This is a genomic window from Rahnella sp. ATs2 (genome assembly GCF_051851855.1).
GTDB classification, from domain to species: Bacteria; Pseudomonadota; Gammaproteobacteria; order Enterobacterales; family Enterobacteriaceae; genus Rahnella; species Rahnella variigena.
Map to the genome: position 1 here is coordinate 191,604 of NZ_JBLYPL010000007.1, position 15,183 is coordinate 206,786.

The 15,183-nt window shown below is 51.0% G+C and carries 11 protein-coding genes; 9 read left to right on the plus strand and 2 right to left on the minus strand.

Annotated elements, in window-relative coordinates; translation table 11 throughout:
- Nucleotides 1–150 precede the first annotated feature (150 nt).
- The gene (gene pyrD, locus ACJY2G_RS09365) at nucleotides 151–1,161 is read right to left on the minus strand and encodes a quinone-dependent dihydroorotate dehydrogenase (protein ID WP_120161257.1); all 1,011 of its coding nucleotides are present in this window, start codon (nucleotides 1,159–1,161) and stop codon (nucleotides 151–153) included.
- A 314-nt stretch (nucleotides 1,162–1,475) separates the two neighbouring features.
- On the opposite strand from pyrD, the gene ssuE reads away from it, so the two are divergent.
- From ssuE to ssuB, 5 genes are read left to right on the plus strand one after another with little or no spacing between them, the layout of a single operon-like run.
- Complete coding sequence (gene ssuE, locus ACJY2G_RS09370) at nucleotides 1,476–2,057, plus strand: NADPH-dependent FMN reductase (protein WP_112287372.1); 582 nt, start codon at nucleotides 1,476–1,478, stop codon at nucleotides 2,055–2,057.
- An 18-nt stretch (nucleotides 2,058–2,075) separates the two neighbouring features.
- Complete coding sequence (locus ACJY2G_RS09375; RefSeq protein WP_120161255.1) at nucleotides 2,076–3,050, plus strand: sulfonate ABC transporter substrate-binding protein; 975 nt, start codon at nucleotides 2,076–2,078, stop codon at nucleotides 3,048–3,050.
- 59 nt (nucleotides 3,051–3,109) lie between these two features.
- Nucleotides 3,110–4,264 carry an FMNH2-dependent alkanesulfonate monooxygenase gene (ssuD, locus tag ACJY2G_RS09380; RefSeq protein ID WP_430319187.1) on the plus strand — a complete coding sequence of 385 codons (1,155 nt, stop codon included), beginning with the start codon at nucleotides 3,110–3,112 and terminating at the stop codon, nucleotides 4,262–4,264.
- 11 nt (nucleotides 4,265–4,275) lie between these two features.
- Entirely contained in the window at nucleotides 4,276–5,067 is a 792-nt protein-coding gene (ssuC, locus tag ACJY2G_RS09385) for an aliphatic sulfonate ABC transporter permease SsuC (RefSeq protein WP_120161252.1), read from the plus strand.
- Nucleotides 5,064–5,846, plus strand: a complete 783-nt coding sequence (gene ssuB / locus ACJY2G_RS09390) for an aliphatic sulfonates ABC transporter ATP-binding protein (protein WP_120161250.1) — start codon at nucleotides 5,064–5,066, stop codon at nucleotides 5,844–5,846. Before ssuC ends, ssuB begins: the two co-directional genes overlap by 4 nt.
- A gap of 85 nt (nucleotides 5,847–5,931) precedes the next feature.
- On the opposite strand, the gene pepN is transcribed toward ssuB, so the two are convergent.
- Nucleotides 5,932–8,547 (minus strand): aminopeptidase N, encoded by a 2,616-nt coding sequence (gene pepN / locus ACJY2G_RS09395; RefSeq protein ID WP_430319188.1) that lies wholly within the window; start codon nucleotides 8,545–8,547, stop codon nucleotides 5,932–5,934.
- Nucleotides 8,548–8,957: 410 nt separating this feature from the next.
- On the opposite strand from pepN, the gene ACJY2G_RS09400 reads away from it, so the two are divergent.
- The 4 genes from ACJY2G_RS09400 to ompC all read left to right on the plus strand — a co-directional run bounded on the left by ACJY2G_RS09400 (nucleotide 8,958) and on the right by ompC (nucleotide 15,004).
- The gene (locus ACJY2G_RS09400) at nucleotides 8,958–10,370 is read left to right on the plus strand and encodes an MFS transporter (RefSeq protein ID WP_208644592.1); all 1,413 of its coding nucleotides are present in this window, start codon (nucleotides 8,958–8,960) and stop codon (nucleotides 10,368–10,370) included.
- Between the two features lie 336 nt (nucleotides 10,371–10,706).
- On the plus strand, nucleotides 10,707–11,912 hold the full coding sequence (pncB, locus tag ACJY2G_RS09405; protein WP_430319189.1) for a nicotinate phosphoribosyltransferase: 1,206 nt from the start codon (nucleotides 10,707–10,709) through the stop codon (nucleotides 11,910–11,912).
- Nucleotides 11,913–12,191: 279 nt separating this feature from the next.
- Nucleotides 12,192–13,592 (plus strand): asparagine--tRNA ligase, encoded by a 1,401-nt coding sequence (asnS, locus tag ACJY2G_RS09410; protein WP_279919583.1) that lies wholly within the window; start codon nucleotides 12,192–12,194, stop codon nucleotides 13,590–13,592.
- 299 nt (nucleotides 13,593–13,891) lie between these two features.
- Complete coding sequence (gene ompC / locus ACJY2G_RS09415) at nucleotides 13,892–15,004, plus strand: porin OmpC (protein WP_279630514.1); 1,113 nt, start codon at nucleotides 13,892–13,894, stop codon at nucleotides 15,002–15,004.
- Nucleotides 15,005–15,183 lie beyond the last annotated feature (179 nt).

Genomic DNA, 15,183 nt, shown 5'->3' on the forward strand with positions numbered 1-15,183 from the left:
GACTTCATTTCCGGCTAATCTGTGAGAATAGATTTTTTTGCGATGAAGTGATATCAGACAAATCCTGAGCCTGAATTACGGTCAGTGGACAAAATATAGACGAGCCGGGTTGATAAATAAACCCCTGACTCGCCTAAAGGATGAAAAATATTAGATGTGGGTAACAATATCTTTGATTAAACCCGGGCCTTTGAAGATAAAGCCGGAATAGATTTGAATTAATGACGCACCGGCCGCCATTTTTTCACGTGCGGCAGTTAATGAATCAATCCCGCCGACGCCAATAATAGGCAGACGTCCCTGCAATTCATTCGACAACATACGGATAATTTCTGTACTGCGCAGCTGCACCGGACGCCCGCTCAGTCCACCCACCTGCTCACAATAATTCAGCCCCTGAACCAGTTTACGATCGAGCGTGGTATTGGTGGCGATAACGCCGTCCATATTATGACGTACCAGACTGTCCGCTATTTGGATCAATTCTTCTTCAGAAAGATCCGGCGCGATCTTCACGGCAACCGGCACATATTTCTGGTAACGCTGCTGAAGTTCGAGCTGCTTATTCTTGATCGCCGCCAGTAAATCATCCAGCGCCTCACCGTATTGCAGTGAACGTAAGCCAGGAGTATTTGGCGATGAAATATTCACCGCGATATAACCGGCATACGGATATACCTTATCCATACAGGTCAGATAATCGTCTGCGCCGTGCTCAACAGGCGTGTCTTTATTCTTGCCAATATTAATCCCCAGAATGCCGCCAAAATGTGATTTTTTGACATTATTCACCAGATTATCCACGCCATGGTTATTAAAGCCCATGCGGTTAATCAGGCCTTCAGCTTCAACGATGCGGAATAAACGCGGCTTATCATTACCCGCCTGCGCACGCGGTGTCACCGTGCCGACTTCAATAAATCCAAAGCCCATTGCGCCGAGTGCATCAATACATTCGCCGTCTTTATCCAGGCCTGCGGCCAGTCCCAAAGGGTTCTTAAAGGATAATCCCATGCAGTTTACCGGTTTGGTTGGCACTGACTGGCGGATCAGGAATTCAAAAGGGGTGCCGGAAATGCGGCTCAACTGACGAAAGGTTAACTCGTGGGCGCGCTCTGGATCGAGCTGAAACAGTGCTTTCCTGACAAGAGGATAATACATGGAAACTCCTGGATTCCCGGTGGCTAGACGGGGTGGTATTATTGACTAAGCGCGGGACAATTGGAAATGATAACCGGCATATTGAACAAATAATTGCTTCACTGCGCAAACGATTACTTTTTAGTTACCTTTAATTCACTTTTCCTTCTTAACCTGTCTCCGCGTCAACACGCCATCTAAAGCGCTTTATGTGATTTGAAACTTTCCATAGCCAAAATTGAGATTTCCGCTCTGCCGCCTTCCCCTGCTAGGTTTACTTCACTTCGTTAATAAAAATGATAGTTCTATAACAGATTGTTATAAGGAATAAGTGAATGCGCGTAATCACACTGGCCGGCAGCCCACGACAACCTTCCCGCTCCTCTTCCCTGCTGGCGCTCAGCCATCAGTGGCTGGCGAGCCGGGGCGTCGAAGTCTTTACCTACAATATTCAGGATTTTTCGGCTGATGATTTGTTATTTGCCAATTTTGCCAGCCCTCAGTTGAAGCAACTGAATGCTGAACTGGCGAGCGCAGATGGCCTGATTGTCGCCACGCCGGTGTACAAGGCGTCTTTTTCAGGTGCGCTGAAAACTCTGCTGGATTTACTGCCCGAGCGCGCACTCGACCATAAAGTCGTTTTGCCACTGGCGACGGCCGGATCGATCGGCCACATGCTGGCCGTCGATTATGCGCTGAAACCTGTGCTGGCCTCGCTGAAAGCGCAGGAAGTTTTACAGGGTGTTTTCGCCGATGACAGTCTGATCACTGATTATCAGACGTTCCCGGCCAGGCTGGATCCGGCGCTGGAAGAACGTCTGACCGAATCGCTGGAAAACTTCTATCTGGCACTGAGCCGCCGCCGTCCGCAAATTCCGTCTGTCACTTCCCTTTCCGCGCAAGCTCTGCGCGTCTGAAATTAAAAGGAATTAATCATGCCTTCGTCTTTCTCTTTATTACGTCGGTTGCCCGTCATCGCCGGACTGGTCACCAGCCTGATATTCGCCGCAACAGCCTCAGCACAGGAAAAGGATCCTGCGCAATTACGCATCGCTTATCAGAAAGGTTCCGTCGGACTGGTGCTGGCCAAATCTCATCAGCTGCTGGAAAAACGTTTCCCGGACACCAAAATCAGCTGGGTGGAATTTCCCGCTGGTCCGCAGATCCTTGAAGCTCTGAACGTCGGCAGTATTGATTTGGGCGGTACAGGCGATTTACCGCCACTGTTTGCACAGGCGGCCGGGGCGGATCTTCTTTATATCGGTTCAGAACCGCCGAAACCAAAAGCGGAAGTGATTCTGGTCGACAGTAACAGTCCGATCAAAACCGTGGCAGATCTCAAAGGCCATAAAGTCGCATTCCAGAAAGGCTCCAGTTCACACAACTTATTGCTTCGTGCCCTGCAACAGGCAGGTCTTAAATTCAGTGATATCCAGCCGGTCTATCTGACACCTGCCGACGCGCGCGCCGCGTTTCAGCAGCATGACGTCGATGCCTGGGCTATCTGGGATCCGTACTACTCCGCCGCAGAAGTTCAGGGCGATGTTCGCGTGCTGACCGACGGCTCGACGCTGCATCAGACCGGTTCCTTCTATCTTGCGCCGAAAAAATATACCGAGGCCAATCCTCAGTTCATCAGTCAGGTACTGGATGTGTTAACGCAGGCGAATGCGCTGACCAAAACTGACCGCGAACAAAGTATCAAACTGCTTTCTCAGTCGATGGGATTACCGGAAAAAGTGGTCGCCTCTTATCTGGATCATTTGCCGGATATGCCAATCACTCCGGTCAATGCCGAGACGGAAAAGCGCCAGCAGCAAACCGCCGACCTGTTTTATCAGAACCACATTTTGCCAAAGCCGGTTGAAATCAAAGACCGCATCTGGAAACCGGCTGTACAGGCCAACTGAACCCTAATTTAGCCGCCGCTGAGCGGTCATGAATCAAAAAACTTTGAGAGGAACATACTATGAGTCTGAACGTATTCTGGTTTTTACCCACCCATGGCGATGGTCGTTATTTAGGAACTGAAGAAGGTGCCCGTGTGGTAGACCACGGTTATCTCCAGCAGATTGCTCAGGCCGCGGACCGCTTAGGTTTCGCCGGTGTACTGCTGCCGACCGGCCGTTCATGTGAAGACTCATGGCTCGTCGCGGCTTCTCTGATTTCTGTCACGCAACGCCTGAAATTCCTGGTGGCGCTGCGCCCGGGGATTATCTCCCCGACACTGGCCGCCCGTCAGGCGGCGACACTCGACCGGCTTTCCGGCGGTCGTGCGCTGTTTAATCTGGTGACCGGCGGTGATCCGTCTGAACTGGCGGCGGAAGGTTTACATCTCAATCATAAAGAACGGTATGAAGCTTCAGCAGAATTTACCCGTATCTGGCGCCGCGTACTTGAAGGCGAAACGGTTGATTACGAAGGCAAACATATTCAGGTAAAAGGCGCGAGCCTGATGCATCCGCCAGTTCAGTACCCTCGCCCGCCGCTCTATTTCGGCGGATCTTCCGACGAAGCGCAGGATCTGGCCGCCGAGCAGGTGGAACTGTATCTGACCTGGGGTGAACCTCCGGCGTTAGTGAAAGAGAAAATTGAGCAAGTGCGTGCCAAAGCTGCCGCGAAAGGCCGCACAGTGCGTTTCGGTATTCGTCTGCACGTGATTGTGCGTGAAACCAACGAAGAAGCCTGGCGCGCCGCCGACAAACTGATCGCCAACGTGGATGACGAAACTATTCAGCGCGCACAGGCCGCTTTCGCCAAAACCGATTCCGTCGGTCAGCACCGCATGGCAGCGTTGCACGGCGGCGACCGCAACAAGCTGGAAATCTATCCGAATCTCTGGGCAGGTATCGGTCTGGTGCGCACCGGCGCAGGAACAGCACTGGTCGGCGATGGCCCGACTGTCGCTGCGCGTATGCAGGAATATGCGGATCTGGGCATCGACACCTTCATTTTCTCCGGTTATCCGCATCTGGAAGAAGCGTACCGCGTCAGCGAATTACTGTTCCCGCATCTGGATCTGGCCAAACCGGAAGATGACAACACTGTGAAGAAAGCCATTTTGCCGCGCGGTGAACTGGTCGCTCATGACTTTGCGAACAAACGCACTGCCAGCCAGCATTAAGGAGAACGCAGATGACAACGACACAACGCTGGCTGAACCGCGTGGCTCCGTGGATTGTGCCGGTGGTACTCATCGGCGGCTGGCAGCTGGCGGTGGAAGCCGGCTGGCTATCCAACCGTATTCTGCCGGCACCGAGCGCCGTGGTAGAAGCCTTCTGGACACTGGCGAAAAGCGGTGACCTGTGGCAAAACCTGAAAATCAGTTCCTTCCGCGCATTGATTGGCTTCGCTATCGGCGGCAGTCTCGGGTTGCTGCTCGGTTTTATCACCGGGCTTTCCCGCTGGGGCGAGCGTCTGCTGGACAGTTCGCTGCAAATGCTGCGTAACATTCCGCATCTGGCGCTGATCCCGCTGGTGATTCTGTGGTTTGGCATTGACGAATCTGCCAAGATTTTCCTGGTGGCACTGGGAACGTTGTTCCCGATTTATCTCAATACTTATCACGGAATTCGCAACATTGACCGCGGTCTGCTGGAGATGTCGCGCAGTTACGGACTTTCCGGTTTCCCGCTGTTTATTCAGGTGGTGTTACCGGGCGCGTTGCCTTCGATTATGGTCGGCGTGCGCTTTGCGCTGGGGTTCATGTGGCTGACGCTGATTGTGGCGGAAACCATCTCCGCCAACTCCGGGATTGGTTATCTGGCGATGAACGCCCGCGAGTTTTTACAAACTGACGTCGTGGTTGTCGCCATCGTGCTGTACGCCATTCTTGGCAAACTGGCCGATGTTCTTGCCCGCCTGCTGGAAAGTGTCTGGCTGCGCTGGCACCCTGCTTATCAGAAAAAACAAGGAGATGCCGCATGAGCGCCCCCGCACGCATTCCGCAAGGCACGCCGGTGACTCTCTCCGGTATCACGAAAAAATACGGCAACCGCGCCGTGCTCAACGATATTAATCTGCGCATTCCGCCCGGCCAGTTTGTGGCAGTAGTCGGTCGCAGCGGTTGTGGCAAAAGCACCCTGCTGCGTTTACTGGCCGGGCTGGAGAAAACCACGCAGGGCGAGTTGCTCAGCGCCAGCGCGCCGCTAAGTCAGGTACGCGATGACACGCGCCTTATGTTTCAGGATGACCGCCTGCTGCCATGGAAAAAGGTGATTGATAACGTCGGTCTGGGTCTGAAAGGCAAATGGCGTGAAGCCGCACTGGCTGCGCTGGAAGAAGTCGGCCTGGCGGATCGTGCCGATGACTGGCCTTCTGCATTATCCGGCGGACAGAAACAACGCGTGGCACTGGCACGTGCATTAATTCATCGCCCGCGTCTGTTATTGCTTGATGAACCGCTGGGCGCGCTGGACGCCCTGACGCGTATCGAGATGCAAAGCCTGATCGAACGTTTGTGGCAGCAACATGATTTCACGGTTTTGCTGGTGACGCATGATGTCAGCGAAGCCGTGACCGTGGCTGACCGGGTGATCCTGATTGATCAGGGGCAGATTGGTATGGATTTGACGGTTGACCTGCCGCGTCCGCGCCGTAAAGGTTCCGCGCGACTGGCGGAGCTGGAAGCTGAAGTGCTGGAACGTGTACTGACGCCGCAGCCGTTGCAAAATGTGGCTCAGGAAGCGAAGCGCGCACAAAACTGATTTCATCTTTCAGAGAATTAAAAACGTAAAAAGGGCGATGTCTCCATCGCCCTTTTTTATTGCCGCTATTTGCTGTTACAAGCGATTACGCATCTAACGCTTTGGTAATTTTCTCGAACAAATCACCGGACAGATTTTCCAGCCCTTTCAGCTGTTCCAGCGCCTGACGCATCAGCGCCTGACGGTTCTGGTCATATCGTTTCAGGCGGATCAGCGGCTCAATCATGCGCGCTGCAACCTGCGGGTTACGGGTGTTGAGATCTGTCAGCATTTCAGTCAGGAACTGATAACCGCTGCCGTCTGCCGCGTGGAATGCAGAAGGATTGGCAGAGGCAAATGCACCGACTAATGAACGGACGCGGTTCGGGTTGCCCATGCTGAATGAACGGTGGTTCAGCAGTGAACGGACTTTCTGCAACACATCGGCTGCCGGGCTGGTCGCCTGCTGGATAAACCATTTATCCATGACCAGACCGTCGTGATGCCAGCGTTCGTCATAGGCCGCCATCAGCGATTCACGGCAAGGCAGCTGCGCGGAAATCGCCGCAGACATCGCTGCCAGAGAATCCGTCATGTTATCTGCCTGTTCAAATTGTGCCTTAACAAGCTGATCAGCCAGCGTCACATCGGCAAAAGCCAGATAATGCAGGCAGGTGTTACGCAGCGAACGTTTACCGATATCTTCATGCACGACACGGTACGCTGGCAGACGGTTAGCGTTGTAAACCGCCAGGAATTCATCGGCCATTTCGGTCGCCAGACAACGGGTAATCGCATCGTGAACCGCACTGATCGCTTCCGGATCGATAATTTCGAACAGTTCAGCGATTTCGTTCTCAGATGGCAGAGTCAGGATCTGCGCCGCCAGTGCCGGATCGATATTCTCATCCAGCAATACCGCCCGGAACGCATCCGCCACATGCAGCGGCAGAGACAGCGGTTGTTTCTGCTGATGACGCGCCACGTTCAGCTTGATGTAAATTGCCAGCAAACTTTGCGCCGCATCCCAGCGGGCGAAATCGTTACGCGCGTATTTCATCAGGAAAGTCAGCTGATGATCGCCCCATTTGTAATCGAGTTTCACCGGTGCGGAGAATTCACGTAATAAAGAAGGCACCGGCTGATATTCCACGTCGTCAAATACGAACGTTTGCTCAGCTTCGGTCACGTTAAGCACGTTGCTGACTGTCTGACCGTTTTGTTTCAGCGCAATCACGTTGCCCTGCGGGTCATACAGTTCGATATCCAGCGGAATGTGAAGTGGCAGCTTTTCAGTCTGATCAGGCGTCGCCGGTGTTTTCTGGCTGACAGTCAGAGTGTATTGCTGTTTTTCCACATCATAGTCATCGCGCACGGTCAGCACCGGCGTACCGGACTGGCTGTACCAGCGGCGGAACAGTGACAGATCCACGTTTGACGCGTCTTCCATCGCCTGCACAAAGTCGTCACAGGTCGCGGCGCTGCCGTCATGACGCTCAAAGTACAGCTGCATCCCGGCCTGGAATTTCTCTTCACCGAGCAAAGTGTGCAGCATACGGATGACTTCTGAACCTTTCTCATACACCGTCAGGGTGTAGAAGTTGTTCATCTCAATGACTTTTTCAGGGCGGATCGGGTGCGCCATCGGGCTGGCATCTTCAGAGAACTGCGCGCCACGCATCACACGGACGTTATCGATACGGTTGACTGAGCGCGATCCCAGATCAGAACTAAATTCCTGATCACGGAAAACGGTCAGGCCTTCTTTCAGGCTCAGCTGGAACCAGTCGCGGCAGGTCACGCGGTTACCGGTCCAGTTATGGAAGTATTCGTGGCCGATCACTGCTTCGATACCGAGATAATCTTTGTCTGTGGCGGTTTCGGCTTTCGCCAGCACGTATTTGGAGTTAAAGACGTTGAGGCCTTTGTTTTCCATTGCGCCCATGTTGAAGAAATCAACGGCAACAATCATAAAGATGTCGAGGTCGTATTCCAGATTGAAACGGGTTTCGTCCCATTTCATGGATTGCTTCAGGGATTCCATCGCCCAGCCGGCGCGATCCAGGTTGCCGCGGTCGACGAACAGTTCCAGCGCCACATCACGACCCGAGCGGGTTTTGAAGGAATCACGCAGGACATCGAAATCACCAGCGACCAGCGCAAACAGGTAGCAAGGTTTCGGGAACGGGTCTTCCCATTTGATCCAGTGCTTACCGCCTTCCAGTTCACCCTGATCAATACGGTTACCGTTGGACAGCAAATAAGGATAACGGGCTTTGTCCGCCACGATGCGGGTGGTGAAACGCGCCAGAACGTCCGGGCGATCCAGATAATAGGTAATGTGGCGGAAACCTTCTGCTTCGCACTGGGTACACAGCGCTTCACCGGAAAGGTACAGCCCTTCCAGTGCGGTATTTTTCGCCGGATGAATTTCGTTAACAATCGCCAGTTCAAACGCTTCAGGCAGGCCGGTAACTTCAAGCACGCCTTCTTTTAACTGATATTTCGGCCAGTCCTGACCGTTAATTTTCAGGCTGATCAGCGTCAGATCTTCACCGTTGAGCACCAGCGGCGCGCCTTCGGCACCCTGTCGTTTAATCTGACTGACAGCAGTCACGATGGTTTTCTGTGCATCAAGCTCAAAATTAAGGTCGATATCCGTGATGGTATAGTCCGGCGCACGATAGTCATGGCGGAACTTGGCTTGTGGCAGTTGAGTCATAAAAAACCTTTTGGCGTTTTCATTGTTTATGGTGATGACGATTCATGGCATCTAAGCGGGTGCTTTTCATCAGCGAATCGCTGCGCAGAGCCCTGCCGGCCTTCATTCTTTTCTCTCTAAACTCTAACACAGGCATCAGAAAATCCCAGATTGTTGCCAGTTTGTGAGTGCGTATGCGCACCTTTCAACCAAAACACAGAAATTTGTCTTAAAGGACCTTTGGGCGGTCAAAAGTGGAAGTCCGATCTGCATCACATTCTGAACCGATAAAACTGTACTTTTCGCAATGTGTTTTTGCGCAGTTTTTTATGCTCTATTTTCTTATTCGTTACAAAAATTCAATATTTAAATCCGATCGGGAGTCATTAGCATGATCATGAATACGATGAATCACTAAGGCTAATAATAAAATGAGTGACACCTGCGCCCCCGTTATGGGGATACCAAAACAAAAAACATTAAATAACAAGACATTATCAGCCCGCATTGACGCGCTTCCTGCCTCCGCCGGACTCTGGCGCTTCATCATATTGCTGTCACTGGGTGGATTCTTCGAACTCTACGACCTTTTCGAAACCGGATACATTAGTTCAGGTTTACTGGCAGAGAACATATTTCATATCGGCACTGCGGGAGTATTTGGTATATCCGATCAGGCTGCCTTCGCTTCTTCCACATTTTTAGGTCTTTTTTTTGGCGCGAGTCTTTTGGCACCCAATGCTGACCGCTTCGGACGACGCATGACATTCATGTTTGCGCTGGCGTGGTACGGCTGTTTTTCGTTGCTGATGTCGTTCCAGAACACCGCTGAAGGCATCATCCTTTGTCGTTTTCTGGTCGGTGTTGGCCTGGGCCTTGAGCTGGTGACTATCGATACGTATCTCACCGAATGGGTGCCGAGTCATATGCGCAGCCGCGCTTTTGCGTTCGCCTTCTTTATTCAGTTTCTTTCTGTACCGGCTGTCGCGCTGATGTCATGGTGGCTGGTACCGCAAACCTTTTTCGGGCTGACAGGCTGGCGTTACGTGGTGATTGCGGGTGCGTTGTGCTCGCTGGTTGTGTGGATTGTGCGTAAAAACCTGCCGGAGTCCGCCCGCTGGCTGGCGCAACAGGGACGTCACGAAGACGCACATAATGTCGTGAGCGCGATGGAAAAACGCTGCGGCGTAAGCAATAGTCCGGCGTACATCGCAGAAGAAAGCCCCGCTGAATTGCCGCGAAAAGGCACGTTCAGGGAAATCTGGTCACCTGAATACCGCAAACGGACGCTCATGCTGACAGTCATGAACTTTTTCCAGGCGATTGGTTTCTTCGGCTTTGGCAACTGGCTGCCCGCCCTGCTTTCCGGCAAAGGCACGACCGTCACCCACAGTTTGCTGTACGCCTTCTTTATCACGCTGGCGTATCCTCTCGGCTCACTTATTTGCAGCCGGTATGCGGATAAAATTGAAAACAAATGGCAAATTGTTCTCTCGTCATTGATGACAGTGGTTTTCGGCACCTTATTCGCTCTGCAGACCCATCCGGTGATGTTGGTGATTTGCGGCTTCCTGATCACTTATTCCAACGCATGGCTGACCTTTAGCTATCACGCGTATCAGACAGAAGTGTTCCCGACACATATCCGGGCTCGCGCCGTTGGCTTTTGTTATTCTTTCAGCCGCCTGTCGACCGTTTTCAGCAGCATTTTGATCGGCCTGATCCTGCAATATGCCGGAACGCAGGGCGTGATAGCGTTCATTGTCGTTAGCATGATCATCGTGATGCTGGTTATCGGCATTTTCGGACCTAAAACGCGGGGCATTAATTTAGAAAACATCTAATCGTTTACTATCGTGAACAAACGAAGCGTAATGAACACACAAAAATCGGCGTAAAAATGCCCCGATTTTTCTTTTATGAATGTCAGGTTGATTAAATTTATGTAATCAATTTGTGCTTTTTTTAAAACGCAAAATCGCCTGTTTGCCCATATTCCCTATGTTTAAGCACAATTAAGCCTCGACCACCCGCAGACAATTATGATGTGATGAGGGTTCTTTGACAGGATAATACGGTATACTTCACAGACTTTGCTGTTTTATCCAGAACGTTTTTTTTACGGAACGGTTGTTTGTGTTCAAACACTCAGTTTCTGACGAGGATGCTGTAAGCGCGCTATGACTCCATACGCCTCCCCGATTTTGACTTCGCTGTTAGATACCGATGCCTACAAGCTTCATATGCAGCAAGCGGTTTATCATCGCTATCGCAATATTAGCGTGGTAGCCGAGTTCCGTTGCCGCGGCGATGAGTTGCTGGGTGAATATGCCAGCGAAATTCGCGAGCAAATCCAGATGATGAGCCAGCTGGGACTGACAGATGATGAGTTCGCTTATCTTTCCGGTCTGCCCTTTTTCACGCACGACTATCTGAACTGGCTGAAAGCGTTCCGCTACAATCCAGAACACGTCACCGTTTCCGATCGCAACGGGCATTTGCACGTGCGTATTGAAGGTCCGTGGCGTGAAGTGATTATGTGGGAAGTACCGCTGCTGGCGGTGATCAGCGAAGTGGTGCATCGTCACCGTTCGCCGCAAGTCACTGCGCAAATGGCCGTAGATCAGCTGCGTAAAAATCTTGCCAGTTTTAAAGAACAGGCCGCAGATATCGACCTCTCTGCCTTCCGTCTGATGGATTTCGGCACACGCCGTCGTTTCTCGGGCGAAGTTCAGGAAGCCATTGTCAGTACGCTAAAAAATGAATTCCCTTATCTGGCCGGCACCAGCAATTACGATGTAGCACATAAATTGCAGCTGACACCGGTCGGGACTCAGGCTCATGAATGGTTCCAGGCGCATCAGCAAATCAGTCCGGTTCTGGCAAACAGCCAGCGTGCTGCGTTACAGGCCTGGCTGGATGAATATCCTGACCAGCTTGGCATTGCACTGACCGACTGCATTACGATGGATGCGTTCCTGCGTGATTTCGGCAGCAATTTCGCCAATGCCTATCAGGGGCTACGCCATGACTCCGGCGATCCGTTTGAATGGGGCGAAAAAGCCATTGCGCACTATCAGGCGCTGGGAATCGATCCGATGACCAAAACGCTGGTGTTTTCCGATAACCTGGATCTGGATAAAGCGCTGCACCTTTATCGCCATTTCCATCAGCGCATCAATCTGGTGTTTGGGATTGGAACGCGTCTGACTTGTAATATTCCCGGCGTTAAGCCTCTGAATATTGTAATTAAATTGGTTCAGTGCAACGGTAAACCGGTCGCTAAGTTGTCTGACAGTCCGGGCAAAACCATTTGTCAGGACAAAGCCTTCGTGAAAGCGCTTCGGAAAGCCTTTGATTTACCGCTGGTTAAAAAAGCGTCCTGAGTGTCAATGAAGCGCCGGGAGTCATTCCGGCGCTTCATCGGAATTTTGCTCCTAACTTTCTTTCCTTTATATAGCTGTAATTTCATTCCGCTCGGCTTTTATTCGTTATATCAATATTTCCTGTTATTCCTGTTATTCCTGTCAATTGTCCCTTAATTCTTCTTCACCAACGGTGATTTCTGCTTGTGTCCTGAGAAAGGCTAAGTAACATAGCAAAATCCCTATTTACAGGGTGTCCAATATTTCTTAGCCAACATATATAAAGAAAGAGAGAAATCTATGAGCGTTGTGCCTGTAGTCGACGTACTGCAAGGCCGTGCTGCGGTTGACAGTGAAGTCACCGTACGCGGTTGGGTACGTACCCGGAGAGATTCTAAAGCTGGTATCTCATTCGTCGCCGTTTATGACGGCTCCTGCTTTAATCCTTTACAGGCCGTCATCAATAATTCTCTGCCCAATTATCAGGAAGACGTCCTGCGTCTGACGACGGGTTGTTCAGTAGAAGTGACCGGTACTGTTGTCGCATCTCCTGGCGAAGGCCAGAGTTTCGAACTGCAGGCAACCGCTGTTAAAGTTGTTGGCTGGGTGGATGACCCTGATACCTACCCGATGGCGGCAAAACGCCACAGTATCGAATACCTGCGTGAGGTGGCTCACCTTCGCCCGCGCACCAACCTGATTGGCGCCGTTGCCCGTGTGCGCAACACCCTGTCTCAGGCGATTCACCGTTTCTATCATGAAAACGGCTACTTCTGGGTGTCCACTCCGCTGATTACTGCTTCCGATACCGAAGGTGCGGGTGAAATGTTCCGCGTTTCTACGCTGGATCTGCAAAACCTGCCGCGTACCGATAAAGGCGAAATCGACTTCAGCGAAGACTTCTTCGGTAAAGAAGCATTCCTTACCGTTTCCGGTCAGCTTAACGGTGAAACCTATGCATGTGCGCTGTCCAAGGTTTATACCTTCGGCCCGACCTTCCGCGCAGAAAACTCAAACACCAGCCGCCACCTTGCTGAGTTCTGGATGGTTGAACCGGAAGTGGCTTTTGCTACGCTGGATGACATCGCGTCACTGGCTGAAAACATGCTTAAATATGTTTTCAAAGCCGTTTTAGACGAACGTGCAGACGATATGGCCTTTTTTGCCGATCGCATAGACAAAGATGCTGTTGCGCGCCTTGAGCGATTTGTAACATCCGATTTCGCGCAAGTGGATTACACCGATGCTGTAGAAATCCTAATGAATTGTGGCCAGAAATTTGAAAACCCGGTTTCCTGGGGTGTAGATCTTTCTTCTGAACACGAACGTTACCTGGCTGAGCAGCATTTCAAAGCGCCTGTTGTGGTCAAAAACTACCCTAAAGATATCAAAGCCTTCTACATGCGTATGAACGATGATGGCAAAACTGTTGCCGCAATGGACGTTCTTGCGCCAGGTATTGGTGAGATTATCGGCGGTTCTCAGCGTGAAGAACGTCTGGATGTATTGGACGCGCGAATGGCTGAAATGGGTCTGAATAAAGAAGATTATTGGTGGTATCGCGATCTTCGCCGTTACGGCACTGTCCCGCATTCCGGCTTCGGGTTAGGTTTTGAGCGTTTAGTTGCTTATGTGACCGGTGTTCAAAACGTTCGTGACGTGATCCCGTTCCCACGTACACCACGTAGTGCAACCTTCTAATTAATTAAACTATTTCTAATTAACAAAATAGTTACAAAACTAAGGCCAGCAATGCTGGCCTTAGTCATTTTGAAAGATAGATCCCTGTCACAAAGTTCCGTAAAATACACATTTTGTAATACATTTTTTCTGACTGAAACATATTTAGTAATTTAGTAGCATTTTCGCTATGGATTAAGCTTACTACGGATGGAATAGTGCGTTCAGACACAGGAGACACCAAACTTTCGTGAATAGTTCCGTAAAGAATTATTTAGGCAGTGGCAGGTGTCCAAATAAAACCAATGAGGGTAATAATAATGATGAAGCGCAATATTCTTGCAGTGGTAATCCCTGCTCTGTTAGTTGCTGGTGCAGCTAACGCAGCTGAGATCTATAACAAAGACGGCAACAAACTGGATCTGTACGGTAAAGTTGACGCGCGTCACACCTTCTCTGACAACGCTGGCGACGATGGCGACCAGACCTATGTCCGTTTCGGCTTCAAAGGCGAAACTCAAATTACTGACCAACTGACCGGTTACGGCCAGTGGGAATACAACGTTCAGGCTAACCACGCAGAAAGCGCTGGCGACGAAGGCAACAAAACTCGTCTGGGCTTCGCTGGTCTGAAATTTGGCGATGCAGGTTCTTTCGACTACGGTCGTAACTACGGCGTAATCTACGACGTAATGTCCTACACCGACCAATTGCCAATCTTTGGCGATGACACCATGTACCAGAACAACGACAACTTCATGGTTGGTCGTGGTAATGGCATGGCAACTTACCGTAACAGCAACTTCTTCGGTCTGGTTGACGGCCTGAGCTTCGCTGTACAGTACCAGGGTAAAAACGACGAAGGTCGTGACGATCGTGGCGCAGTTGATTCCAATGGCGACGGCTGGGGTACTTCTGCCGCTTATGCTATCGGCGACTCCGGTGTTAGCCTGACAGGTGCTTACTTCTCTTCTAACCGTACCTCTCTGCAGAAGCAAGATGGTGCTGGTGATAAAGCTGACGCATACGCATTCGGCGCGAAATACGACGCTAACAACCTGTACCTGGCGACCTTCTACGGTGAATCACGTAACACCACTGATTACGGCAACCCGGATTCTATCGCTAACAAAACTCAGAACTTCGAAGTTGTTGCTCAGTACCAGTTCGATTTCGGTCTGCGCCCATCTATCGCCTACCTGCAGTCTAAAGGTAAGGACCTGAACGGCTTCACCAAAAATGGTTCAACCTACGGCGGCGGCGATGCTGACCTGGTTAAATACGTAGAAGTAGGTACTTACTACTACTTCAACAAAAACATGTCTACCTATGTTGACTACAAAATCAACCTGCTGGACGACAACAGCTACACCAAAGCATCTGGCCGTAGCACAGACGACATCGTTGGTGTTGGTCTGCAATACCAGTTCTAATATCGCTTAACGATGCGCTTTCGGGCGCATCAAAGTGGATATCAAGGCAGAGCTTCGGTTCTGCCTTTTGCATTTAATCAATTCAAAAAACGAACTTTGCTACCCTCTTCCATAAAAAATTTTAATCTCACACGCCTTCTCACAACTCTGCTTTCTTTTTGCCGCAAACGGTTGGCAAA